We start from the raw sequence: 26039 nt of genomic DNA, 5'->3' as shown, positions 1-26039 counted from the left end.
TGGATTGGATAATGACTTATTTCGTTATCCTCAACAAGATGTAAGTCTTCAGGTCGTATACCAAGTCTGTATTGTGCATGCGATGCAAGCTGAAGTGATGAAGCATCAGCCACTTTTTGTCCATCGAAGTACCAAGCATCTAAGTGATAGGTCATTGGAATCATATTCATTGATGGGCTACCAATGAAAGTGGCAACAAATTCATTGACAGGATGACGATAAATTTCTTCAGGTGTACCAATTTGTTGTATTTCACCTTGATTTAAAATGACAATACGTGATGCCATTGTCATAGCTTCAGTTTGGTCGTGTGTCACGTAAATCGTCGTTGCTTTCATTTGTTTATGTATTTTTATGATTACACTTCTCATATTACTTCGTAATTTAGCATCTAAATTAGAAAGTGGTTCATCCATGAGAAAGATTTGAGCTTCTCTGACGATAGCGCGCCCAAGTGCCACACGTTGACGTTGTCCCCCAGATAAAGCTTTAGGTTTGCGGTCGAGAAGGTTTTCAATTTCTAATATTTGAGCTGCATGTTGAATTTTTTCGTCGTAAATTTTCTTCTTGATTCCTCGCATTTTTAAGCCGAAAGCTAAATTTTTATAAACTGTCATATGTGGATATAAGGCATAGTTTTGAAAGACCATAGCAATATTACGATCTTTAGGTTGTAGATCGTTGATCACTTTATCGTTGATACTAATTGTTCCCTTGCTCACATCTTCAAGTCCTGCAATCATACGTAACGTTGTTGATTTCCCACATCCCGAAGGTCCTACAAATACTACAAATTCATTGTCCTCAATATCTAGATTGAAATCTTTAACTGCGTGACTACCATTGTCGTAAACTTTGTTTAAATCCTTGATTTGTATCATGTCTTTGCTCCTTTGAAGATTTAATCACAAGTTCAGTATAAGTAATCACTATTAAAGTAAACTTTTTTCAAATTTAAGTTTTCGTAAATCAAAATTTTTTGTTTGTAAATTTCCAAAAATAAAAAGACTAAAAACGTTTATAGAACAACATTTTCAGTCTTTTATTAACAAAAATGAAAACAAAGAAATTAATATAAGATAAATATTATTAATATTGAGATTACAAATCGTATTTATTCAAAAACGACCGATTTAAATATATTAAATAAACCACTAAAATCATTGTTGAATCACAATCATTTCAGTGGTTAGGTCAACTGCTATTTAATTTAAAATTCCAATCGCGCTTATTTATACGGCGAGTTGTTTCTTCAATATTAACGTTGATAAAACAATGCAGAAGGCACCGCCAATAATGCCGGCAATAATATCTGTAGGATAATGAACGCCTAAATACACTCTAGAAGTTGAAATTAATAAAATGAAAAGCGCGCACAAACCGATTAACACACCTTTAGAGATACCAGAATCATGACGGTTAATTACATATATAGCGCTACCGAAGTAAGAGGTTGCGCCCATTGCATGGCCGCTTGGAAAGCTAAATCCTGAAATATCAATTAAACGTAAGAGTGTTGGACGTTCTCTATCGAAGATATTTTTCAAAACAGGATTAAGTACACTTGATAATCCCATTGCAATGACGAAAAACAATGTCTCGATTTGATAGCGTTTAAGCATTAGATATGCGACTAATGTAAGAGATAAACATAACATTGCCCACACTTCACCTAGTTTTGTTGCACCAAGCATAATAGATGTGGTGATAAAACTTTCTGACGAATAAATAAATTCATACACTTCATTATCAATCCACTTTCCAAGACGCGATTCATGGAAAAAGGCGATAATCCCGAATATAAGTGTAAAGACAATGAGTAACGAAATGCGTGTCCAACGATTCATGCCTGGTGCCTCCTACTTGTTTAATGCATCATGTACAATTTTATCAAATAAATCTTCTTTCGTGTAACTTTCTTTATATGTTTTCATTTGATTAATAATAGCTTCGCGATTGGATTCTATATCATTTAATTCTTGTATTAACCCAACTTGAGTGAGTTTATCTTCAAGTATGTGACGACCGTAACCTTTAGATTCAAAGTTCTTAGCGTTATCAATTTGGTCTCCACGAGATTGATCTAAACCTAATGGTATTAATAGCATAGGTATTCTTAAAGTTAAGAACTCATAAATCGCATTTGCGCCTGCACGACTTACTACCGTATCTGTAATAGCAAGTAAATCGGTTAAGTCATCTGTAACAAATTCATATTGAACGTAGCCCTCTTTATTAATAGAATCATCGACTAAACCTTTACCAGTTAAATGAATAATTTGATATTCGTGAAGTAAAGATTCTAAATTTTCGCGGATTGTTTCATTAAGTTTTTTACTTCCAAGACTTCCACCCATGACAAGTAAAACTTTCTTATTAGAGTTGAAGCCAGTTAATTGATAACCGCGATCTTTGTTACCTTGTTTTAAATCTTCTCGAACAGTTGCACCTACGAAATCAGCTTTTTCTTTCGGAAGATAGTTAAGTGTATCTTCAAACGTTGTATAAATTTTCTTAGCAAATTTTAGTGCAATTTTATTGGCTAAACCTGGTGTTAAATCTGATTCATGGATAATGGTTGGGATATTTAATGAGCGCGCAGCGATGACAACTGGAACGCTGACGAAACCACCCTTAGAGAATAGTAAATCAGGCTTTTGTTTTTTGAGTATTTTACGTGCGTCTAAGATTCCTTTCAATACTTTGAAAACATCTTTCGCATTTTCAAATGATAAATAGCGACGCAATTTACCACTAGAAATCGGATAATATTTTATATCTGGGAGTTGAGACTCAATCATTTCTCTTTCAATCCCTTGTTTAGACCCGATATAAAACGCTTCGTGTCCCTTTTCTATAGCAGTGGGAATAAGACTTAGATTCACTGAAACGTGCCCTACTGTTCCGCCACCGGTAAATGCAATTTTAGACATAAATGACAACCTCTATTCTTATATGTTTTTATAATAAGCGTAAAATGGTGCTCCTCTATTAAATGGATGGTAATCAATTTCAGCTTCGCCTACTTTTGTAAAACCAAATTTCTCAAATAGATTTTGAGCGGGTTTATTTAACGCAAATGTGTCTGTGAGAATCACATGTATCCCATGTTCTTCTGTTAATTCGACTGCAAATTGGAAAAGTGCCGTCGCAGCCCCTTTATAATCTTTAGATCCAGCTAATCGATGAATCACATATGCACCTTCTCGATTTACTGGCCATTCAATGTCATCATACCACTCTGATTGATTTTGGTCGATAACAATAAATCCACAAATTTTATCGTCTACATCTAATACGTAAAGTGTTTCGGTATCAATGTCTTCTTCAAAGTGTTCAGTTACAGGATATTTATCATCCCACTGATTATGATTGAATTCTTTCATTTTTTCTTTAGCTTCATCAACAAGTTGCTCAATAACAGGTAAATCTTTTTTAGTTGCTAATCTGATCATCTTACCAAAACACCTCTTTTTTAAAATAGTGAATAAAAATGAAACGCCTCATTTCTTATATAATTTAACAAATGAGGCGTATTTTAAACTTACAATTTTCAGAAAAGTCTTTTGCATTTTGCAATCGCATAAGACTGGGACAATGAAAATAATTCTACAAAATTATACCTTTGTCCCAGTCCGCTCAGTACTACGATTGCGTCAGTCACTTTTCACAAAGTAATATAAATTCTATTTTAGCTTATCTAGTAATTTGTCTAATACTGTATCGTGTTTGTTGGACTTTTCAACTAATTCTTGGGTGAATTTGTCGTTTGTCTTTTTATCAAATTGACCAGTAACATCTAGATGATTGTCTTGTTGGAATGATTTAATTGCAGATTCTAAATCTGAATCAAATTTATTGGACTCATTATCTACTTTATAACCTAAAGCAGTCAGTCCTATTTTCATAGTTTTAACATTTTTATTGTCGTCACCCAACTGATATGTCTTATTATTTGGAATCACGTTAAGAGATTGATATTTAGGTGTTGGTATCTTCACATCTGGTTGAATTCCTTTACCATGAATATAATGATCATCTGGTGTTAACCATTTCATTTCTGTGTATTTCAGTAATGAACCATCATCGAATTCACGAGTTGTTTGAACAATTCCTTTACCAAATGTTTTTGAGCCATAGACTTTTGCTTTATGATAATCTTTCATCGCACCTGTAAATACTTCAGATGCACTTGCCGAACCTTCATTAACTAAGATTGACACGTCCATATCTTTGGCTTGTTTCAAAGCATCGTTAGAAGTCTTAAGCTGCTCTTTGTCGTCACCTTTTTCCAGTTGTACTACAGTTTTGCCTTTATCTATGAAAATGTTAGCCATTTTGACTGCTTCATCAAGTAAACCACCAGGATTGTTACGTAAATCTAGTACGATTTTACGTACACCTTGTTTATGCGCTTTAATAATTGCAGATTTTAACTCTCCTGACGTGTTACTTTGGAATTTATTAATCGTCATTACGCCAACGTTACCTTTTTTCTCATATTCAACACTTTTAACATGAATCGTACCACGTTTGATTTTAATGTCTTTTTCTTGAGAACCACGTTTAATTGTTAAAGTAACGGTTGTACCTTTTTTACCTCTCACTAATTTAACGACTTCATCGAGAGGTTTGCCTACAACGGATTTACCATTCACTTTGGTTACCACGTCTTTAGGGCGAATGCCTGCTTTTTCAGCTGGCGAGTCTTTCATAGGGCTAGTAATACTAATTTGATCATTCTTCTTCTGCATTTCAGCGCCTATACCGACGAAATCTCCTGACACACCCTCATTAAATTGCTTTGTTTCATCTGCTGTCATGTATTCTGAATAAGGATCTTTTAATTCCTTGACCATTCCATCAATTGCTGATTGTGTCAATTTATCTGAACTTTGTTTCTTGTAATAGTCTTTATTTAAAGTTTTATATACATATTCTATCTTTTTTAAGTCGGCACGTTGATCTTTGGTAAGGCCGCTTACTTTATGGCTAATTAATATTGTCGCTGCAACGGTTATTCCAGCTGTTAATATAATGACTGCCAGAAGTAGTAATATGAGTTGCCATAATTTTAGTTTCACTTGTTTGTTTTTACCGTGAGGCGACGAATTGTTTCCATCACCATGGTGTGATTCTACGTTGTGTCCTAAATATTCACTCACTATATCACATCCCTTATATTTGCTAAATTTAACGTTTACTCTATGTAATTTGTAGAACTTCATTTTCAGAAAATGAAGTGTAATAGATGGCGTCATTACCATTATTCAATAACTGAAGTTAAGATTCATGAGTCGGAAGACGTATTCTTAAATTATAAAATTAAATGATTCAACGCAATCATTTCAATTATACGTCCTCATGACGCGCAAAATAAGCACAAATGTGGGAGTGAATCAGATTCAATACTAAAAGTTGAATTCATCAATCCACTCCCGCCATAGCTTAATCATTCATTTGTTGCGTGTTAAAATTTTAACCATTCAGTATATTCTTCGTATAAATCGTCAAAAACAGACATAGGCACAGTAAATTCGCTTTGCGTTTCAATGTACTCAGAAAGTACATTAAAGTCATCTTCATGTATCGGAAACGCGAGATCATCGAATATTTGTTCAGCCAATTTGCCTTTGTCGTCTTTACGTCCTCGAACAGTCATTACAAATTGATAGAATGAGTAATTTTTAACCATTAGCTTACAGTCACATCAATGACTTCTGTTTCACCTTTAACTACTGCTTCTACATCTTCTAAATGTAGTGATTCTGTTTGATCTGAGTTTGTAATAATGATTGGTGAAATTATAGATTTAGCATTATTTTTAATATATTCTAAATCAAAACGGATAAGTGGATCGCCTACATTGACTGTATCTCCACTTTCAACAAGCACTTTAAAGCCTTCTCCGTCGAGTTGAACAGTGTCTAAACCGATATGAACTAATAATTCTAAACCATTATCTGCCTTTAAACCGACAGCGTGCTTTGTAGGGAATACGTTATCGACTTTACCTTCAATCGGTGACACGACTTCTCCCTCTGTAGGGTTAATGCCGAAACCTTCGCCCATCATTTTTTGTGCGAAGACAGGGTCTGGAATGTCTTCAATTTTGACATATTCACCTGTTAAAGGTGCATAAATTTTAATATTCTTATTTACTTCTTTGCCTTTACCAAATAATTTCTTAAACATATAGTTGTTCACTCCTATTTTTCAAAGTGTGGAATTAAATCACCGTATCCAAGTTCTTCTAACTTCTCATATGGAATAAATTGGATAGCAGCTGAGTTGATACAATAACGTAATTCGCCAGTTTCTTTAGGACCATCATTAAATACGTGTCCTAAATGGCTATTCGCATCTTCGGAACGTACTTCAGTTCTAATCATACCAAAAGATTTATCGACAAGTTCAACAATTTCATCATCGTCTAAAGCTTTAGAGAAACTTGGCCAACCACAATTGGATTCAAATTTCTCTTCTGATGTAAATAAAGGTTTGCCTGATAACTTATCGACATAAATGCCTTTATCAAAGTGATTCCAATACTCGTTTTGAAATGGAGGTTCTGTACCGTTTTCTTGAGTAACAAGATACTCCATATCATTCAATTCATCTTTGCTTTTTTTAATCATTTTGTGACCCCCAATGTGATTCTATAAATGCCTTTCTGCCAGATCCACGTTGGTATTGTTCGTAATGCATAGGATTTTTCTTATAATAATCTTGATGATACGCTTCAGCAGGGTAAAAGTTTTTATATGGTTTAATCGGTGTGATGACAGGTTTATTAAAAATGCCTTGCTCATTAATTTGTTGTTTCTTTAACTCTGCTGCCTTTTTCTGTTCTTCATCATGATAAAAGATGACAGGTTGATAACTTTCCCCTCTATCAAAGAATTGTCCACCATCGTCAGTAGGATCAAAAGTTTTGAAACACACATCTAGTATATTTTCAAAGGAAGTAATTTCAGAATCGTATTCGATTTGTACGGCTTCGACATGCCCCGTTTGATTTGTACATACTTGTTCGTATGTTGGGTTCTCGACATGGCCACCACTGTATCCTGAAACGACAGATTTTATTCCTGGATAAGATGAAAATGGTTTAACCATACACCAGAAACAACCTCCTGCTAATGTTGCATATGCCATTATATTACCTCCTTATGTTGTCTCTTTTTTAATAATTTACGCTATACGTCATTGAATTTAAAGTGTTTTACTCAACATTGTATATCTAAGTTGGAGCGTTAAGGGTCTCACAAGGGATTAATCTCTTAAAACGATGAGTCCAATGGCACCTTGTCCTGTATGCGTCGAAATGACAGGAGTAGTGACGTTAACGTCGAATTGATTAAAATGAAATGCTTCACTGAATGATTTTTTAACTTTATCCACGAATTCTATAACATTGGCATGTGGTATCCCTATTGATTTAATTCGATGATTTTAGTGAATTCTGTAACTTCCTTTTTCAAGTATTGAACGCTTGAATTTTGTGTTCTGGAATTATGAACAAGTTCTAATCTACCATCGTTTAATGTACCAATAGGTTTAATTTTCATGATATTACCAATTAAACCTTTTGTTTTACTAATGCGTCCACCTTTAATTAATTGATTGAGTTGACCAATGACAACAAATAATTGGATATTTTCACGTAGTTGTGTGACGCTTTCGATGATGTCAGATGTTGGTGTACCCTTTTCAATTAAATCAACAATATGCTGAATTTGATAACCTAAGCCATAGGAGATGGATTTCGAATCGATAACAGTGATGTTACTACCTTCGACCATGTGGCTCGCTTGAAGAGCTGTATTGAAAGTGCCACTTAAACCTGATGACATATGGATACTAATGACCTCAACATCTTCTTTGGCGAGTTCTTCGTATTTCTCGATAAATCTACCAATAGGAGGTTGACTTGTCTTGACGTCAGCATCTGCTTCTATATATTCAATATATTCCTTAGAGGTAATATCGACTTGGTCTGTATAAGCCTTGCCGTTAACTGTAATGCTTAATGGTATGACATGAATGTTGTGTTCAGACAAATACTCGTGTGGTAAGTCAGAGGTTGAGTCTGTGACAATAATTTGTTTAGTCATAATTCCCCTCCTATTGGTTACTTCTTCGCACTAAATGTAAAAACGTATGCGGAATCGTATTTTTGTCATCTAACTGACCTTCGACGGAAGAATCGACTTCCCATTCTTCGAAAGTATAAGGTGGGAAGAATGTGTCGCCTTGGAACTTTCCATCGACGACTGTGATGTACATATCATCTACTTTATCTATCATTTCCTCAAAAAGTGTTTGTCCACCGAATATAAAAACTTGGCCAGGAAGGTTATAAATATCATCAATTGAGTGAATGACATCTACACCTTCATGTTGAAATGATGGGTTATTCGTAAGTACAACATTACGTCTATTAGGTAAAGGTTTGCCGATTGAATCAAATGTTTTTCTTCCCATAACTAGAGTATGCCCTGTTGATAACTTTTTAACATGTTTCAAATCACTTGGTAAGTGCCAAGGTAATTGGTTCTTGTAACCGATAACTCTTTGTTTATCATGTGCGACGAGGATTGATAAAGTCATCGTCCTCCCCCTTTCTCATTATGAATTGCTAGTGAATCATTGTTAGTAAAATTAAACTGCAATAGGCGCTTTGATCGCAGGATGGGATTCATAATCAACGACTTCTAAATCTTCATAATTAATATCGAAAATAGATTTGTCTGTATTAATCTTCAGTGTCGGTGCTTGATAACTTTCTCGTGCGAGTTGCGTCTCAATTGCATCAATATGATTAGAATAAATATGTGCATCACCGAACGTATGAATGAATTCTCCTACTTCAAGATGACATTCTTTCGCAATTAAATGCGTAAGTAAGGCATAGCTTGCAATATTAAATGGTACGCCTAAGAAAATATCTGCACTACGTTGGTATAACTGACAACTTAACTTACCATCTTGCACGTAAAACTGAAACATTGTATGACATGGTGGTAAGGCCATTGTATCGATTTCTGTAGGATTCCAAGCAGACACAATATGACGTCGAGAATTAGGATTTGTCTTAATTTGATCGATCACTGTTTTAAGTTGGTCAAAATGACGACCGTCTTTGTCTTCCCAATCTCTCCATTGTTTACCGTATACATTACCTAAATCACCATATTGACGTGCGAAATCGTCATCATTCAGTATACGTTGTTTAAATTTTTTCATTTCTTCCTTATACAGTTCATTAAATTCAGGATCTTGTTGAGAACGATGACCAAAGTCCGTCATATCTGGTCCTAGATAGTCGTCGGATTGAATATAATTTTCAAAGGCCCATTCATTCCAAATATTATTATTATATTTAAGTAAATATTGAATGTTTGTATCACCTTTAATAAACCATAACAATTCAGTGGCTATTAATTTGAATGAAACCTTCTTAGTTGTGAGTAATGGAAACCCCTTTGAAAGGTCAAATCTGAGTTGATGTCCGAATTTAGAAATTGTACCTGTATGTGTACGATCATCACGTTGGTTTCCTATTTCTAATACTTCTTCGCATAAGCTATGATATGCTTCATCGAATGGATTATGCATGTGTACAGCTCCTTTATGTGAATAACGTTTTTAAAATGAATTATGATAAATGATATTACTGAATATTATACTAGAAAACGTTAACTGTTTATAGGGAGAGCCATTTAAGATTACAAATTTCCTATTTTGTATAAAAAAACCGAGCTACACAGCTATCACATGTGTACTCGGTATAATGGATTTCATTTATTGGCAATGATCATCAAAAGCGTCTTTTAAGTCCATGGCAATATCGTTGATGTCGCGACCTTCTATATGTTCACGTGGAATGAAGTGAACTAAGTTTTGACCTTTAAATAAAGCATAAGATGGACTTGAAGGTACTTGTTGGATGTAATCACGCATAGTTTGTGTGGCTTCTTTATCTTGTCCAGCAAAAACCGTCACTTTATGTGTTGGTTTGGCTTCATTTTGTTCTGCGACTGCTACGGCAGCTGGTCTAGCTAATCCTGCAGCACAGCCACATGTTGAATTAATCACAACGAAAGTTGTTTCGTCTTCGTTTACATCTTTCATATATTGTTGGACGTCATCGCTTGTTTCTAAGCTTTTAAATCCATTTTCAGTGAGCTCTGCACGCATTTGCTGAGCTAATTCTCTCATATAAGATTCGTAACCGTTCATATAAACACTCCTTAATGCATTATCTTTCGCGATTGGCGATTTGTTTCCAGACTGAGCCTAGTGCTTCATCACCATTTTCAATTCTAGAAATTGCCATTTCAATTTGTAATTTAACTTCGTATGCAGGATCGTCTGCATGAGCTTTAAGAGAAGATAATTGATTTTCATTTCCTTCATCAAATATAAACATAGCAGCACGCCATCTGACAATTTTTTGTGGATCATCAAGTGCTTTCTCCATTTCGGGTAAAGCTGCTTTGAAACCTAAGTCACTTAAGCAGTCGCCTGCTGTTCGGCGTACGGCTGGACTTTTATCATGAAGTCCTCGATAAATATAAGGTAAAATATCTTCATCCTCTATCATACCTAATAGAACGATTGCCTCACGTCTTAAAGGGATTTTATCTTCGTTTAAAGCAGTTTCTAATAAAGGTATGTCATCAAATGTTGGCGTTGGAAAGGATTTAAGCATTCTTAAACGAGATTTCCAATCTTCAGCTTTATTATATTCATCTAATGTCACGTGTTGGTAATGTTGTTCAGGTACGACAATGTCAGTTTCAAGTGCAACTTTTACGAGTTCATTTAATCGCTCTTCAGGATAAAGTGCAATCACTTCTTCATACACATCATCCATCACTTCTGATAAATCCCCGTATCTAATACCGAAATCTTCCCACTTTCTTAAGAAAACGACATTATCATTGTCTTTTTGAGCTTCTAACATTTTATCGATATAAATTTCTGGCAACTGTTGACGTTTCTCTTCTTTACCAGTTGTGAGTTTGATTTGATAAGGAATCCCTTTAAACATCAATACTTCTGCATGAACTTCACCATAATGTTCATCTGGTTGAGTTTCCTGTTCTAAATTAGACTCGTTGTTGAGTGTAGATGTAATTTGCGGTAGTACACTTTCCCAATCTGCTTTAGGTTGTTTATCTATTGCTAAAAAATCCATCACGTAAAAAATGGATTTTACACCTTCTAATTGAAGTAAATCATTAATAAATTGTGGCTGATGATTTTGTACTTCAGTATAGGTGTTCGATTGATTATCTTCACGTTTTTCAGATAATACAATTTTCATTGTGTTGGGACTGGGCGTAGGCTCTACACGAACAATTTCCATCTGTATGGCCCCCTTTTGATTAAAACAAACTATTATTCGTTGAAAGCGTCTTGAATTTGCGGTAGTAAATCATCCCAATTTGCGTCATCTTCTTTATCAACTGAGATGAAGTCCATCACATAAAAGATGGATTTAACGCCGTCAATTTCAAATAGTCGATTGATGAAATCTGGTTGGCCTTCTTTCGCAGAAGTATATGTTGTTGATGAATTATCTTGGCGTGGTTCGCTTAAAGAAATTTTCATTGTATTGTGATTAGGTGTTTCTGAAATTGCTACGATTTCCATAAAGATGTCCTCCTATTGTAGCTCGTTCCCGATTTGTTTAATTTGTTTACCTACTGAACACTCATTAATGCAAAAATGATGTGCCTGTGTCTTACCTTCAGTCTTTCTATTATGAGACTTTAAGGGACATTGATAGCAATAAGTGTTCATTAGTCGATCGATTTTATTAATCGCTTTTTGTTCTGAATAAGTGAGTATAGCTTCCACTTCCTTTAGCTATAAACTTTTTAAATGATTCATCACATATTTTGCATGGTTGTATTATAGCATTGAAAGTGTGGTAATTTGAAATAATCAATTCGTATTTAATCGGTCGTTTTGAAACGAAATTTAGATAGGGTTCATATGAAAGCATAGAAGTTTGTATTTTGTAATTTTTTGTTACCCTATTGCATATTTTTTATATTTCGAGTAAACTAAGTAAGTTGTTTTTTTGCGGTTTCTAAACACCCGCTTTAACAAAATTTAGGAGGAAGTAAGATGTTTAATGAAATTTTTGGTGTAGCTTCATTTATTGTTACATTTATCTTAATGGTTCTCATGTATCGATGTTTTGGGAAACACGGTTTAATTGCTTGGGTCGCAATGGGAACGATTATAGCCAACATTCAAGTTATTAAAACGATTCATATATTCGGAATTTCAGCGACACTTGGGAATGTCATGTTCGCTTCCATATATTTAGCAACTGATATTTTAAATGATATTTATGGTAGAAAAGTTGCTAAACGTGCTGTATGGTTAGGATTTTCATCAACATTAGTGATGATTATTGTTATGCAAATGTCATTACGCTTTGTTCCAGCACCTGAAGATACTGCGCAGGGTGCGCTTAAGACAATATTTGATTTAGTTCCAAGAATTGCTCTAGGTTCTATTGTTGCGTATATCATTGGTCAACATGTTGATGTATTTATCTTTTCACTGATTAAAAAGATATTTAGTTCAGATAAAACGTTTATCATCAGAGCTTACGGAAGTACAATGTTAAGTTCGATTATTGATACAGCATTATTTGTTATTATTGCATTTGCCGGTACATTACCTGGCATGGCAGTATTCGAAATATTTATAACTACTTACCTATTAAAACTTATTTCAACTATATTCAATGTACCGTTTGGATACATTGCTAAATCTTTCTATCGCAAAGGTAAGATTCAAAAACTTGATAAAGGCTATTAAATATAACTGTTGGCTTTGTTTTATAACTTAGTCGACAGTTTTTTATTTTTTAAAATTAAAAAGAGAAACAGAGCGTGTGCGAAAGATAATACTTACATATCATGATGGTGCTAAATTTCGTGTGGCTTTAATGATTATCTTTTGACTCTATCAATTGAAGATTTGCTACAATAAAAATAAATTCATAGAATGAAGGTGTAAACGAGATGGCAAAAATATATTTTGATGCTGCAACGAAAGGTAATCCAGGACGAAGTGCATGCGCAATCGTTGTTAAAGAAGAATCCGAACGACATGTTTTCACCCATGATTTAGGAGAAATGGATAATCACAGTGCAGAATGGGCAGCGATGTTGCATGCGCTGGAACATGCTAGAGAATTAAATGTTATTAATGCCTTACTTTATACAGATTCTAAATTAATTGAGGATAGCGTGAATAGTGGTCGCGTTAAAAATGCTAAATTTAAGCCTTATTTTGATAATATGGAAATTTTAGAGCAAAGTTTTGAGTTAATGTTTGTTAAGTGGGTGCCTAGAGATCAAAATAAAGAAGCGAATCAATATGCACAACAAGCGTTATATAAATTAACTAAATAAGCATAAAAAACAGGCTATAGGAACGACTCCCTATAACCTGTTTTTATATGTCTTTCTGTTATTTAGTTTTATTTTTTTGAGCGTTTTTTATTTTTTGCCCCTTTTTTTGTAACTTGGTTTGTAGCTTTTTTCGTCGTTTTGCTTTTGGATGCAGTGCGTGAAGAAGATTTGGATTTAGGTTGTGAAGTTTGAACTTTTTTATTTATTTGTTGCTTTACTTCCTTATTTTCCTGTTGGTTGTCTTTTTTGCGTTTTGCAACAGGAATGCCCTTTTTATCATCTTCGTCTATTTGTGTTTCATCATTTTTATCTTTTTTACGTTTAGCTACTATGAGTGGCGTTGCTTTTTTAGAATCGGAAATTTGATGATCTTTGTTATCTCTAAGTTTTTCTTCCTCTTCTTCATTTTTACGTCTTTTAGCAAATACTAACCAGAATCCAGAAAGTAAACCAGTTAGAGTAATAAATCCTACAGCTTTACCGAAATCATCGATCATTCTGTCGATGAAACTATCATCATGATGATTAACATGTTTAGGTCCATCTTCTTTATGTTTTTTCTTACCTGGTTCAACGCCGGCACCATTTAATACTTCTTTATAAGTTTCAGTTTGACCAATATGGCTTTGTACATCTTGGTCTTTCAATCTAACATCAAACAGATTTCTATGAGATAGCGCATTTGTTTGATTAGATATAGAATCGAATGAATTATCAAATCCTACAGCTAAGATACGTCGAATACCATTTAATAAAGCTTCTTGAACTTCTGCAATTGTTTTAGCTTCGTGAATTGCATTCATTGTATCAAGTTGAATTTGTTTGATGCGACTAATAGCTAATTGTTTTTGGTATTGGGTAGCAGACATATTGTCTAAGATTTGTTGTGTTCTATTATTTACAACATTATCTAATTTGCGATCTGCTTTATGTTTTTCACCTAACAAATGAGCTTGAGCAATGATTTGATCACGTTGTGTATTGAAATCTTTGATGATTTGTTTTAATTCATCTAAATCTTTAGCATTTTTAATCTTATCATTCACTTTAGTTTGAAGTTCTTGTAATTGTTTTGCAAACTTCGCTTGTTCATCTGGTGTTAAATCTGTAATGTGTTTAATTTCTTTAACGCCTTCTTCAGTTGCTTTCTGAACATTAGCTTTATTGTCTTTTTTAGCTTTGTCTAAAATAAATTGTTTAGAATCAAAATGGTGAATGTCATCTTTATCTTTTTGTTGGATTTTCTCAACATCTGCTACGGTTGTAGACTGATTGATGTTGTTAAGTGCCTGTTCTTTAAGTTTTTGAACTTCCGCTTTTGCTTGTTCTTTTTGTTTTTCAGTTAATGATTGATCTTTATCAATTTCATCAAGTTTTTGTTGTGTAACTTGGTTGATTTGTTGAGATGCTTCATTTTTAGCAACTTGAAGTTCTTTTTCGATTACATTTACTGGAACATCGACAATCACTTGTGAACCATTGGCAAGTGTAATTTCAACTTTTGCAGTTAAATCATTGGCAACTTTATCAGTATTTGGTAGTGAAATGATTTTCACTTTGAGATCGTCAGTTAAAGTTAATGCGTGTTTAATGTCATTCATCGTAATCGTTTCATCTCTATGGACAACAACATTTCCTGTGACGAGTGCATCTTGTAGGCTTAACTCTGGTCGATGAAGTGTTAATGGTGCTTGGTCAGTATCCCAAATTGTGATTTGAGCAATGTTATTGAGACCGTCATCTTTGGTTTGTTTAATATTATCGACAGAATTTGCTTGTTCAATTTGTTTAAGTGCCTCTTGCTCTGCTTTATCAATTTCTGCGAGTGCGTGTGCCTTTTGAACATCTGTTAAGTCAGGATTGTTTTTGATAGCGTCACGTTTGTGTTGTGCTAACGCTTTAATTGCTTGTTTCGCTTGTTCTTTTGCAGTGATGATTGCTTGTGTATCTTTAAGCAATTGATCGACTTTAGCTTTTTCGTCTGCAATCGTTTGTTTATCAGTTGCTTGTTCAATACGTTTTTTGATGTCGTTAACTGTATGTTCTAAATCAGCTTTAAGTTTGTCTTTTTCTTTAGCAGTTAAATTAGGATTTTGATCTATATTATTTAAAATATCTTTTACTTTTTGATCAATTTCATTATTCGCATCAATTTTAGCTTTAGGTAATTCATCAGCATGCGAATTGTTAATAGCTATTGTGCCGTCATTTTTAGCAGATTGAACAGCTTTGTTAGAATTTGCATGATCAATATTTGTATGCGCTTCTTTAGCTGCATCTTCAGCTACTTTCTTAGCTTGTGCTTTAGACTCGTCAGTCGCATTTGCTTTGTTAATTTCATCAAGTTGATGTTTGAGTGTATCGTCAATGGCTTTGTGCGCTTTAGTTTGAGCATCGTTAAGACGTTGTTCACCGTTTAGAGCTTCCTTAGCATCTTGAATTGCCTGAGTCATTCCATTGATGATATCGATATCTAAGTTAGAACCATCTTTTTTGTTCAGTACATCATGAGCGACTTGTATAGCATGATCGAATTGTAATTTTAAGTCTTCGTCAGCATTTTGATAATTGATACTGTCCTTTGTAGGTTGATCTAGTTGATTTACAGTATCTTGTAAAGTCTTCATAGCTTCATTTAAATCTGAAGCGTCATTAACAACCTGAGTAATATCTTTAATGTTGTCAGAAGCATTAACATCATGAGTTAAAGCGTCAGTTTGCGCATCATTTAGCGCATCAAGTTGTTTAATGAATTTGTCCGCTTTTGTTTTAGCTTCAGTTAGACGTTGTTCACCGTTTAAAGCTTGTTTCGTGTCATCAATCGCTTGTGATAAGCCTTGTATATCTCTTTCGTTAAGATTTTCGCCTTTTGTTTTACTTAGCGCTTCTCTTGCATCTTTAACTGATTTGTTAAATTGACGTTTCAAGTTATAGTCAGCATTTTGATAATTGATGCTTGCTTTAACCGGATTAACTGTAGATTTTAATTTATCTCTTAAATCTCCCATAGCATCATTTAAATCAGAAGCTGTAGCAACAATTTGTGTTAAATCTTGTAAATTATCTGTAGCTTTCATTTGAGACATAGAGCTTTCGCGTTGCGCATTATTTAGGTCTTTAAATGTTTTTAGTACCTTTTCAGCTTTAACTTTAGCCTCAGCTAGACGTTGTTCCCCATTTAGTGCATCTTTAGTGTCTTCAATTGTTTGTGAAAGTCCACGAACTTCATCGATTGAAGCTGGTTCGCCTGTAGCTTTAGCAAGCGTATTTCTAGCTTGTTGAAGTGCTGTGTCAAATTGTTGTTTTAAATCATCGTCAGCATTGACATAATTAACACTCGCATGGACAGGTGTAGCATTATTTACTAATGTTTCATGTAAATCTTTCATTGCTTCATCTAAGTTAGTAGTGTTTGAAATTGTCTCAGCTAATGAAGTGAGGTCTTCTGATGTTTTTATTTCATTTTCAGCAATATTACGTTGCGCATCATTTAAATGAGTTAAAGTTTGTAGGTACTGTTGACCTTTCGCTTTAGCCTCAGCCAAACGTTGTTCCCCGTTAAGTGTATCTTTAGTATCTTCAATCGCTTGTTTAAGCCCTTCAATTTCAGTTTCATCTAAGTTTTTACCTGTAGCTTTGGCGAGCGCTTTTCTAGCATTACTTAATGCATGGTCGAATTGATCTTTGAGATCCTCGTCAGCATTAATGTAATTTAAGCTAGATTGAACAGGAGCTGCATTCCGAGTGATTTCGTCTTTCAGTGCTTGCATAGCTTCATCTAAAACATTTGCTTTATCGACGATGCGAGCTAATTTCGTTAATGTATCTGAATTAGCGATTTCTTTGAGTGCATGTGCGAGTTGAGCTTGATTGATATGTGCGAGACTTTCGATGAATTTGTCCGCTTTAGCTTTAGCAGCTTTGAGTCGTTCTATACCATTAAGCGCATCTTTCGCCTCTGAAATAGCATCTTTAAGTGAATCTACTGTTTCAAAGTTTAGATTTTGACCTTTAGCTTTATTAAGTACGTCACGAGCGTTATTGATCGCTTGATTAAAGTTATCTTTAAGTTGGCTATCGGCATTAATGTAGTTAATGCTCGCTTTTGTTGGTGCGTAATTATCGATGATTGCTTGTGCTAAATCATGCATTATATCGTTTAAGTTTGTTCCATCATCAACGAAATGATTTATTTCTATAAGGTCGTGTGATTGGTTAACCTTATCGATTAAGGCAGCTTTTTGAGCATTATTTATTTTATCAAGCGAGTTTATATAATCTAATGCTTTAGGTCTAGCTTCATCGAGTCTTGCAATACCATTTAAGTTATTTTTAGCTTGACTTATTTGATGAATTGCTTGTTTAACTTCATCTTCCGTTTCGTTCTTTTGAACTATAGCTTGAGCTTGTTCTAGAGCATCGTCATAAGCTGAAATTTTACTATCGTCTGCTTGTCTGTAATTATCGCTGTTTTCAACTGATTGAGCATCATTGATAAATTGTTGTAATTGACCCATTGATTTATTTAATACTTGAGCATTGGCTTTAGCTGTAATAATTTCGGCAAGTTTTGTTGCCTGTTCTACATTATCTTTGGCAGTTTGTTGTTGGCTCGGATTTAAATATTTAAGTTGATCGATTGTGTTATTTGCATCAGTTTTAGCTTCAGCTACACGTTGATTACCATTGAGATTTTGATTCGCTTGAGTAAGCTTGTCTAGAACTTGTTGAACTTGGTCATGCGTAGCATTTGATCCGTGTGCTTTATCAATCATTGCTTGTGCATCAGCGAGTGCTTGATTTAGCGCTTCTTTTCTATCATCTGAAGCCTCAGTATAGTTTGGTGAAGTTTTATCAGCCTCAGTTTGTTTCGTTTTGTCTTTTAGGTCTTTCATTACTGAGTTAAGATCTTTAGCCTGTTGTAGAAGTTGTTTAACTTCTGTTCTTAATGTCGCGTTATTAATTGATTGAGTGATTGCTTGTTTTTGAGCGTCATTAAGATTTTTCATGTCAGCAATGTCATATTTCGCCATAGCTTTATCAGAGTCTAACTTTTTAACTCCATGTAAATTATCTTCAGCAGTGAGTACTCTATTCTTAATGATGTCAACTTGATTAGGGTCGAGTGTTGGGTTAGTAGTTTGGTTGACTAACTGTTCGGCAGCCGCAATCGTTTGATCATAAGGTTGTTGGTACTTAGGATCCTCGTTTAAATATTTACTACTATTTAAAACGTTGTTTTTATTTGCAACTACATTATCCAGTGATGCCATTGCTTGATCGAGTGCTTGCGCATTATCTAAGTTTTTCTTCACTTGTTCACGAGTTGTTGCGTTTGTATTTTGGTTAATGATTGCTTCGCGTTGAGCTTCATTTAAATGTGTTAAACCATTTATTGTGTCGGCAGCATTTTGTTTTGCTTGGGCAAGTTTTTGATCACCATGGAGATTGTTTTGTGCATTTTCAAGTTGGTGAGTCAAATTATTTATAACTGTCGGATCCATTTCTGGATTTGTTTGTTTATAAATGACTGCCTCAACATCTTTAATCGCTTGTTTGTATGCATCTTTCTCTGGTTGATCTTCATTAATGAATTGACTGCTATGGATGACTTTAGATGTTTGTTTATATACGTCATTTAGAGCTTTCATCGCATCATTTAAAGTTTTTGCTTTTTCTAATGCTTGAGCAACTTCAGTTCTTGTCTTAGCAGTGTAAATTTGATTTCCTACGTTACTGCTTTGGTATGAAGTTAAATCGACAAGCTTACTTAATTCTTTATCTGCTTGATCTTTTGCATTATCAAGTTTACTTTGTCCTGCAAGTTGGTCTTTAGCGTTTTTGATATGATTGATCGCATTTTTAATATCATCAACGGACATTGTTGGTTGAGATGTTTGGTGAAGAATATTCTCAATTTGAGTCACTGCATTATCGTAAGCCTGTTGTTCATTAGGATCTTCGTTGATATAGTTACTAGATTTTTTCACTTGGTCTTTATCTTGGATGCTATCTTCTAATGATTTCATCGCATTATTTAGGTTTTGAGCCTGACCAATGATTTGCTGAACTTCAGAGCGTGTATGTGCATTGTTAATTTGAGTATTGAAAGCTTCTTGTTGCGCTTGATTTAAATGACTCAATGTAGGTAGTGATTGTTGTGCAGCTTGTTTATCTGCATTGAGCAATTCAACACCGTTTAATGCATCTTTGGCTTTGTTAACAGCTTGAGTTAACTGAGTAATTGTATCTTTGTTTAATGTAGCAGTTTGTTCATTGATGACAGTTTCTGCATCACGTACAGCACTATTATATGCTTGTTGTTTGTCGTAATTTTCATTGACATATTTACTATCTTGTCTCACAGATTCTTGATCTTGAATGCTGTTTCTTAAACCGCCCATTGCATTATTGAGCTCTTGTGCCACTTGAGTTTGTTCAGTCACTTTGTCTCTTGTTTTTGCATTATTGATGAGTGCTTTTTCAGCATTTTTCTGTGGTGTATTTAAATTATTTAAGCTATCGATGAGGTTATTTGCATTTTCTTTCGCTTGTTGTAATTTATGTTCTCCATCTAATGCTGCAACTTTTTCTTTTATTTTATTAATCGCATTTTCAATTTCGGCGTGAGACATTGTTGGATTAGTCGTTTGATCAATGATAGCTTGTGCATCGTTAATAGCGTCATTATATGCTTGTTGAGGAGCGCTATCCTCGTTGATATAGTTGCTTGATTGTCTTACGCTATTTTGTTGTGCAACGATGTCTTTAAGTTTCTTCATTTCATCATCTAACGCTTTAGCTTTGTTGTAGATATTATCTACATCAGTGACGGTAGTTGCTTGATTTATTTCATGTGCTAAAGCCTCTTTTTGCGCTTGGTTAAGGTGATCTAAATGATTAACTGCATACGTTTGCGTATGTTTATCATTGTCGAGTTTACGTTCGCCATGAAGATCATCTTTGGTTGTTTGAACCTTAGATATAGCACGATTAATATCTAATGGATTCATCGTTGGGTTAGACGTTTGATCAATGATTTCTTTCGCTTGATCTACAGCGCTAGTGTAATTGTTTTGAACGCTTGGAGTTTCATTAATGTAATTACTTGTTTGTTTTACATTATCCACATCTTTAATGCTTTGACGTAAATTCTCCATTGATTGATTTAATGGTTTTGCTTTATTGATGACACGTTCAACGTCAGGTCTAGTTTGAGCTTGTTGGATTTCTTTATTTAATTGATCTTTTTGAGCTTGATTTAAACCTGTCATTTGATTGATATTTTCAGTTGCTTGTTGTTTATCTTTTTCTAGTTTTTGAGAACCATGTAAATCGTTTTTAGCGTTATTAATTTTATCTGTAATTTCATTAATATAGCTTGGTGACATCGTTGGGTTTGTTTGTTGGTCAACTATTTCTTTACCTTTTTCAACATTGTGATCGTAGTTGCCTTTTTCATTTGTATCTTCATTAATGTAATCACTAGATTGTTTAAGTGTTTCATTACCATCAAGCGCATCTTTTAATTTCTTCATTGCATCATTAAGCTGGTTAGCTAATTTAACTGCATCTTGAACTTCTGGTCGAATCGTCGCATTGTGAATTTGATTTTCTAAGTCTTCACGTTGTGCAGGATTGAGATGCGTTAATTGATTCAATGTTCTTTCTGCATTTGCTTTATCGTCTGCCAGTTTTTGTTCGCCACGTAAGTTTTGTTTCGCTTGAGTCACTTCATCCACAACTTTTTGAACAGTTTCATTTGATAAAGTTGGCGTAGGTCTATCATTGATAATATCTAAAGCCTTAGCTACTGCTTGATTGTAAGCATTTTGTTGAGCAGGGTCTTCATTTTTATAATTACTGCTTTGAAGCACTTGTTGATTATCTTTGATAGCATCTCTCAATGCTTTCATCGTGTTATTTAATTGTTCAGCTTTTTCAAAGCGTTGTGCAACTTCGTCTCTCGTTGGCGCATCGAAAATGTTATTAACTAATGCATCGTGTTGACCGTTTGTAAGGCTATTAAGATTTGCTAATTGATCTGTTTTTTCATTTTGTTCATTGAATAGTTTCTTATTACCATTCAAGTTATTTTGAGCTTGGTTAATATTATCTAATGCATGATCAATTTCGTGTTTATCCATTGTAGGTGGTTGTTTATTGATTAGATCTTTAGCTTTTTGAATTGCTTGGTCGTACGCTTCTTTTTGGGCAGGATCTTCGTTGATATAATTACCACTTTGTTTGGTTGGATTTACGTTATTTATGGCTTGTTGTAATTGATTCATAGCATTATCTAATTGTTTAGCATTATTAATGATTTCTGCTACTTGTGCTTTAGTTGGTGCTTGATTGATTAATTCATGTTCTTTGTCTTTTTGAGCTTGTGTTAAGCCATGTAAGTCATCAACTTCTTGCTTACCGTTAGAAATTGCTTCTGTTAATTTAGCTTGACCGTTTAACTCATTTTCAGCGTTGGTAATAGCTTGAGTTGCTCTATTAATTGCGTCTTTATCAAGTTCTGGCGGTTGAGTTGTTGTGATGATTTGTGAACCGCGATTAAGTGCACTATCATACGTTGATTGCTTATTATTATCAGCGTTAATGTATTTACTTTCGCCTTTAACTTGATCATTTTTAGCAATTTCTGATCTTAATGCTTTCATCGCCTCATTGAGTTCTTTAGCTTTTTCAAGTGCTTCTTGAACTGCAGGTTTAGTCTTAGCTTGGTTGACTAAGTCTTTCTCTGCAAGAGTTTGACCAGAGTTTAGCGCATTTAATCCGTCAATTTGAGCGTTGGCTTGATCTTTTGCTTCTTGAAGTTTTTGTTCTCCGTGTAAAGCTTCTCTTGCATGCTGTAATTCTGTTAATGCTTGTTCAATTCTAGCTTTATCTAAAGTACCATCTGGTACTGCATTGATAATATCTTTCGCTTTTTGAAGTGCGTTATTGTATGCATTTTGTGGGCCTTCATCTTCATTAATGAAGTCACTTGATTGTTTAATATTATTTGCATGGTTAACTTCGCTTTCTAATTGACGCATTGCTTCGTTTAGCGCTTTAGCATTATTTAAATCGTTGGCTACTTCAGTTCTTGATGGTGCAGTGTTGATTTCGTTATGTTCGCCTTGTCTTTGGGCATTATTTAGATTTGAAAGATGATCAATTTCATTATTCGCATCTTGTTGAGCATGTTGTAATTTTTGTTCTCCGTGAAGATCGCCTTTAGCAAGTTCGATATTTTGAATTGCATTATCGATTTGATTTTTATTTAAAGGTTCGCCTGTTGTTCCATCAATAATATTTTGACCATTTTGAATCGCATTATCATAAACAGTTTGAACATTAGGGTCTTCATTAGAGTAATTGCTTTGTTGATGAACATGAGGTTGCTCTTCTACTAAATCTTTTAGTTTCTGCATTGCATTATTGAGTTCATTTGCTTGTGCAATGATTTCGGCAACTTTTTGTTTGTTAGGCGCGCTGTTAATTAAGTCATTTAAAGCTTGTTTTTGTTTATCGTTTAAGTTTGGTAATTGATTAACAGTAGCATTAGACTCAGTTTGATTTTGAGCTAATTTCTCAGCGCCATGAAGTGCGTCTTTGGCTTCTTTAACTTTCTGAGTTGCAGCATTGATCTCATTTTTATCCATTGTTGGATCGTTTTGTTGATTTAGTAGTTGCTCTGCTTTGCTTAGTGCATTATCGTAAGCCAATTTTTTCTCAGGATCTTCATTAATATAATTGCTAGAGTTTAGCGTTTCATTCTTATCAGCAATACTTTGTTTAAGTTGTTCCATAGCCTGATTTAAGGCTTTCGCATCTTCCAATTGTTGAGTGACAGCAGGTCTAGTTGTAGCAGCTTGTATATCTTGTACTTCTTTAGATTTTTGTGCTGGGTTCAGAGTATCTAAACCATAAACTTTGTTGATAGCATCTGCTTGATCTTGTCTAAGTTTCTGAGCTCCGTTGAGACCTTGTTCAGCACTATTTATTTCTTGAATGATTTTACTGATAGCAATTGAATCCATAGTTGGATTGTTCGTTGCATCAATAACTGTTTGACCTTTATTAATTGCATTATCATAAGCTTCTTTTTCAGCAGAATCTTCATTGATATAATTGCTATTTTGTCTAACTGAAGGAGCTTTCGCCACAATAGCTTTTAACTCTTCCATTTTGCCGTTTAGATACTTAGCTTCATTTAATTTTCGTTTTACATCAGGTCTATTGGTCAACTGGTTGATAGCGTCATTAAGCGTTTGTTTTTGAGCATTTGTTAAACCAGTTAAGTTGTCAATTTCTTGTTTCGCATTATTTTTATCGTCTTGAAGTTTTTGATCACCGTGTAAACCTTGTTTCGCGCTATTTAAAGTTTGAGTAGCCTGATTGATTGCTTGAGGATCCATCGTAGCATTAGATTCTGTAATAATACGATTGATGTTATTTACTGCATCATCATATGCTTGCTGTTGCGCATGATCCTCATTTGTATAATTACTACCTTGACGAACTTGTTCTTGGTTAGCAATGCTATCTCTCATCGCTTTCATAGCGTTATTAAGATCTTTGGCTTTTTGTAATTCTTGAGCTAATCCATCTAATGTAGTTGCTTGATTGATATTCGTTTTAACTGTTTCACGTTGAGGTGCATTTAGACTATTTAAATTACCTAGTTCTTTTAGAGCTTCTTTTTGTGCTTGGTCAAATTTCGCTTGTCCATTTAACGCATTTTGAGCTTCTTCAATTTTATTAATGATGTTTTGAAGCGCATTATGGTCTAATATTCCAGGATTATTATGAAGTAAATCTTCTGCTTCTTTGATAGCGTTATCGAAAGCTTCTTTTTTAGCTGGATCAGCATTTATATAATCACTTGATTGATGAACTTTATCTTTGTATGAGATTTGTCCTTTAACGGTACCCATATCATCATTTAATTGTTTAGCTAAAGCGATTTGTTTGTCTACTTCTCCTCTAGTTTGGGCATTATCGATTAATGGTTTGAAATGTGCCTTTTGCTCATCAGTCAGATTGTTAAGGTGAGTGAGTTGATCATTCGCATCTTGTTTAGATTGAGTTAATTTTTGCTCACCTTTTAATTCGTTTACAGCATTTTGAATTTTTTGTAGTGCTTCTTCTACCTTTTGTTTGTCTAAAGTAAGATTAGAAGTTTGATTTATTAAATCTTTAGCTGCTTGAACTGCATCATTATAAGCTTTTTGTTTGTCAGTATCTTCATTGACAAATGGACTTCCTGAAGTAATTGAAGGATCTTTACTTACTTGGTTTTCAAGTTGTTTCATTGCTTCATCAAGTGCTTGTGCTTCTTTTAATTTTTCTGCTACTTGTTCTCTTGTTGTAGCGCCATTGATAGCTTGTTTTAATGCATCTTTTTGAGGTTGGTTAAGATGATTTAAGTTATCAATTGATTGGTTTGAAGTATCTTTTTGATGTTGAAGCAAATCATCACCGTGAAGATTATCTTTTGCTTGTTTAATTTGATTAAGTGCATTTGTGATATCTTGTGGATTCAAATTAGGATCAGTTGAATTTTTAATGATCTCTTCTGCACGTTTAATCGCATCATCATAAGCTTTTTTCTTATCGGGATCTTCATTGAAATAATTACTATTTGAATGAACGTCGTCTTTGTGACCAACTTGTTGTTTAAGTTGATCCATTAAATTATTAAGTTGTTTAGCTTGTTCAATTTTTTGTTTGATATCATCGCGACTAGTAGAATTGTTAATTTGTTCTTTTAACTTTTCACGTTGCGCATCAGTTAAGTTCGTTAAACCGTCTAATTCGTTTGATGCAGTTGTTTTATCATGAGTTAATTTTTCAACACCGTGAAGTGCTTGTTCGGCTTGTTGAACAGCTTGTGTTGCTTGTTCAATGTTAGCTTTATTTAATTCAGGGTCATGAGTTGCGTTAATAATGCTTTCGGCACGTTGAACTGCATTGTCATAGTTAGCTTTTATAGTTGGGTCTTCGTTGAGATATTTACTTTCAGATTTTACTTGATCTTTATTAGCAATACTTTGTTTTAAAGCGCCCATCGCACTATCTAAATTTTGTGCAGTTTGTAAGTTTTGTTGAACTTGTTCGAGTGTTGGTGAAGTGTTAACCGCATTTTTCTCAGCTTCTTTTTGAGCATTATTCAAGTTTTGTAAGTTCGTAATCTCTTGGTTAGCATGATTTTTCGCTTCTTCTAATCTATGATCCCCATCTAAAGCATCTTTTGTAGCTTTCACTGATTGAGTTGCGTTAGATACATTGCCTTTATTTATAGTTGGTTGGTTTGTTCCGTTTATAATATTTTGAGCGTTTTGAACCGCATTATCATAGGCTTGTTTTTTAGCTTGATCAGCATTGATGTAATTTCCATTACCAGTAACTGTCGAATGATCTTTTATGCTTTCTTTTAATGCTCCCATTAAACCGTCTAAAGCTTGAGCTTCGGCCAAATCATGTTGTACTTGAGTACGCGTTGACTCGCCATCAATCATAGTATCTTCCAAGCCTTTTTGAGAATTATTCAAGTTTTGTAATTGAGCAATTGTTTGCTTAGCTTGGTCTTTCTCT

Annotated in this window: 18 protein-coding genes and 1 pseudogene; 2 read left to right on the top strand and 17 right to left on the bottom strand. The window is 34.2% G+C overall.

Annotation, left to right across the window (positions count from 1 at the left end; translation table 11 throughout):
• From HMPREF3264_RS06450 to HMPREF3264_RS12425, 16 genes and pseudogenes are all read right to left on the bottom strand, one after another.
• Nucleotides 1-881 (bottom strand): ABC transporter ATP-binding protein (locus HMPREF3264_RS06450; protein WP_070872545.1); only part of this gene is annotated, 881 nt, incomplete at its 3' end.
• Between the two features lie 351 nt (nucleotides 882-1232).
• Nucleotides 1233-1847, bottom strand: a complete 615-nt coding sequence (locus HMPREF3264_RS06445) for a phosphatase PAP2 family protein (protein ID WP_070872543.1) — start codon at nucleotides 1845-1847, stop codon at nucleotides 1233-1235.
• Nucleotides 1848-1859: 12 nt separating this feature from the next.
• Entirely contained in the window at nucleotides 1860-2933 is a 1074-nt protein-coding gene (locus tag HMPREF3264_RS06440) for an undecaprenyldiphospho-muramoylpentapeptide beta-N-acetylglucosaminyltransferase (RefSeq protein WP_070872541.1), read from the bottom strand.
• Between the two features lie 18 nt (nucleotides 2934-2951).
• The gene (locus HMPREF3264_RS06435) at nucleotides 2952-3455 is read right to left on the bottom strand and encodes a GNAT family N-acetyltransferase (protein ID WP_070872539.1); all 504 of its coding nucleotides are present in this window, start codon (nucleotides 3453-3455) and stop codon (nucleotides 2952-2954) included.
• A 231-nt stretch (nucleotides 3456-3686) separates the two neighbouring features.
• Nucleotides 3687-5267: a S41 family peptidase gene (locus HMPREF3264_RS06430; RefSeq protein WP_256323964.1), complete on the bottom strand. Its 1581-nt coding sequence runs from the start codon at nucleotides 5265-5267 to the stop codon at nucleotides 3687-3689.
• Nucleotides 5268-5470: 203 nt separating this feature from the next.
• On the bottom strand, nucleotides 5471-5695 hold the full coding sequence (locus HMPREF3264_RS06425) for a YozE family protein (protein WP_070872536.1): 225 nt from the start codon (nucleotides 5693-5695) through the stop codon (nucleotides 5471-5473).
• Nucleotides 5695-6195 (bottom strand): PTS sugar transporter subunit IIA, encoded by a 501-nt coding sequence (locus HMPREF3264_RS06420; RefSeq protein ID WP_070872534.1) that lies wholly within the window; start codon nucleotides 6193-6195, stop codon nucleotides 5695-5697. Before HMPREF3264_RS06420 ends, HMPREF3264_RS06425 begins: the two co-directional genes overlap by 1 nt.
• 14 nt (nucleotides 6196-6209) lie before the next feature.
• Nucleotides 6210-6638 carry a peptide-methionine (R)-S-oxide reductase MsrB gene (msrB, locus tag HMPREF3264_RS06415; RefSeq protein ID WP_070872533.1) on the bottom strand — a complete coding sequence of 143 codons (429 nt, stop codon included), beginning with the start codon at nucleotides 6636-6638 and terminating at the stop codon, nucleotides 6210-6212.
• Nucleotides 6631-7158 (bottom strand): peptide-methionine (S)-S-oxide reductase MsrA, encoded by a 528-nt coding sequence (gene msrA, locus HMPREF3264_RS06410; RefSeq protein ID WP_070872531.1) that lies wholly within the window; start codon nucleotides 7156-7158, stop codon nucleotides 6631-6633. The genes msrB and msrA overlap by 8 nt, the downstream gene beginning before the upstream one ends.
• A gap of 117 nt (nucleotides 7159-7275) precedes the next feature.
• Nucleotides 7276-8117, bottom strand: a pseudogene (locus tag HMPREF3264_RS06405) (DegV family protein).
• Between the two features lie 10 nt (nucleotides 8118-8127).
• Complete coding sequence (locus HMPREF3264_RS06400; RefSeq protein ID WP_002442893.1) at nucleotides 8128-8613, bottom strand: dihydrofolate reductase; 486 nt, start codon at nucleotides 8611-8613, stop codon at nucleotides 8128-8130.
• Between the two features lie 51 nt (nucleotides 8614-8664).
• Nucleotides 8665-9621 carry a thymidylate synthase gene (locus HMPREF3264_RS06395; protein ID WP_070872529.1) on the bottom strand — a complete coding sequence of 319 codons (957 nt, stop codon included), beginning with the start codon at nucleotides 9619-9621 and terminating at the stop codon, nucleotides 8665-8667.
• 186 nt (nucleotides 9622-9807) lie between these two features.
• Nucleotides 9808-10245, bottom strand: coding sequence for a bacilliredoxin BrxA (brxA, locus tag HMPREF3264_RS06390; RefSeq protein ID WP_002442896.1), 438 nt, complete (start codon nucleotides 10243-10245; stop codon nucleotides 9808-9810).
• Between the two features lie 19 nt (nucleotides 10246-10264).
• Nucleotides 10265-11377: a conserved virulence factor C family protein gene (locus HMPREF3264_RS06385; RefSeq protein WP_070872527.1), complete on the bottom strand. Its 1113-nt coding sequence runs from the start codon at nucleotides 11375-11377 to the stop codon at nucleotides 10265-10267.
• Between the two features lie 32 nt (nucleotides 11378-11409).
• Complete coding sequence (locus HMPREF3264_RS06380) at nucleotides 11410-11664, bottom strand: NifU N-terminal domain-containing protein (protein WP_002442899.1); 255 nt, start codon at nucleotides 11662-11664, stop codon at nucleotides 11410-11412.
• A 12-nt stretch (nucleotides 11665-11676) separates the two neighbouring features.
• A complete protein-coding gene (locus HMPREF3264_RS12425; protein ID WP_002442900.1) occupies nucleotides 11677-11871 on the bottom strand; it encodes a zinc-finger domain-containing protein in 195 nt (64 codons plus the stop codon).
• Nucleotides 11872-12144: 273 nt separating this feature from the next.
• Here HMPREF3264_RS12425 and HMPREF3264_RS06375 point away from each other — a divergent pair, with 273 nt between their 5' ends.
• A complete protein-coding gene (locus HMPREF3264_RS06375; protein WP_070872524.1) occupies nucleotides 12145-12849 on the top strand; it encodes a queuosine precursor transporter in 705 nt (234 codons plus the stop codon).
• Nucleotides 12850-13055: 206 nt separating this feature from the next.
• Nucleotides 13056-13448, top strand: coding sequence for a ribonuclease HI family protein (locus tag HMPREF3264_RS06370; RefSeq protein ID WP_070872521.1), 393 nt, complete (start codon nucleotides 13056-13058; stop codon nucleotides 13446-13448).
• A gap of 68 nt (nucleotides 13449-13516) precedes the next feature.
• Here HMPREF3264_RS06370 and HMPREF3264_RS06365 read toward each other — a convergent pair.
• Nucleotides 13517-26039 (bottom strand): DUF1542 domain-containing protein (locus HMPREF3264_RS06365; protein WP_141764458.1); only part of this gene is annotated, 12523 nt, incomplete at its 5' end.

This window comes from Staphylococcus sp. HMSC62A08, from assembly GCF_001839105.1.
Taxonomy (GTDB): domain Bacteria; phylum Bacillota; class Bacilli; order Staphylococcales; family Staphylococcaceae; genus Staphylococcus; species Staphylococcus caprae.
This window is presented reverse-complemented; position numbering and strand designations above follow the sequence as displayed.

Excerpts from the sequence above, each read along its gene's own strand:
- HMPREF3264_RS06395 (WP_070872529.1), bottom strand. The coding sequence starts at position 9,621 with ATGCATAATCCATTCGATGAAGCATATCATAGCTTATGCGAAGAAGTA.
- HMPREF3264_RS06375 (WP_070872524.1), top strand. The coding sequence starts at position 12,145 with ATGTTTAATGAAATTTTTGGTGTAGCTTCATTTATTGTTACATTTATC.
- HMPREF3264_RS06420 (WP_070872534.1), bottom strand. The coding sequence starts at position 6,195 with ATGTTTAAGAAATTATTTGGTAAAGGCAAAGAAGTAAATAAGAATATT.
- msrA (WP_070872531.1), bottom strand. The coding sequence starts at position 7,158 with ATGGCATATGCAACATTAGCAGGAGGTTGTTTCTGGTGTATGGTTAAA.
- HMPREF3264_RS06370 (WP_070872521.1), top strand. The coding sequence starts at position 13,056 with ATGGCAAAAATATATTTTGATGCTGCAACGAAAGGTAATCCAGGACGA.
- msrB (WP_070872533.1), bottom strand. The coding sequence starts at position 6,638 with ATGATTAAAAAAAGCAAAGATGAATTGAATGATATGGAGTATCTTGTT.
- HMPREF3264_RS06440 (WP_070872541.1), bottom strand. The coding sequence starts at position 2,933 with ATGTCTAAAATTGCATTTACCGGTGGCGGAACAGTAGGGCACGTTTCA.
- HMPREF3264_RS06425 (WP_070872536.1), bottom strand. The coding sequence starts at position 5,695 with ATGGTTAAAAATTACTCATTCTATCAATTTGTAATGACTGTTCGAGGA.
- HMPREF3264_RS06380 (WP_002442899.1), bottom strand. The coding sequence starts at position 11,664 with ATGGAAATCGTAGCAATTTCAGAAACACCTAATCACAATACAATGAAA.
- HMPREF3264_RS06435 (WP_070872539.1), bottom strand. The coding sequence starts at position 3,455 with ATGATCAGATTAGCAACTAAAAAAGATTTACCTGTTATTGAGCAACTT.
- HMPREF3264_RS06445 (WP_070872543.1), bottom strand. The coding sequence starts at position 1,847 with ATGAATCGTTGGACACGCATTTCGTTACTCATTGTCTTTACACTTATA.
- HMPREF3264_RS06400 (WP_002442893.1), bottom strand. The coding sequence starts at position 8,613 with ATGACTTTATCAATCCTCGTCGCACATGATAAACAAAGAGTTATCGGT.
- HMPREF3264_RS06430 (WP_256323964.1), bottom strand. The coding sequence starts at position 5,267 with ATGGTAATGACGCCATCTATTACACTTCATTTTCTGAAAATGAAGTTC.
- HMPREF3264_RS06385 (WP_070872527.1), bottom strand. The coding sequence starts at position 11,377 with ATGGAAATTGTTCGTGTAGAGCCTACGCCCAGTCCCAACACAATGAAA.
- brxA (WP_002442896.1), bottom strand. The coding sequence starts at position 10,245 with ATGAACGGTTACGAATCTTATATGAGAGAATTAGCTCAGCAAATGCGT.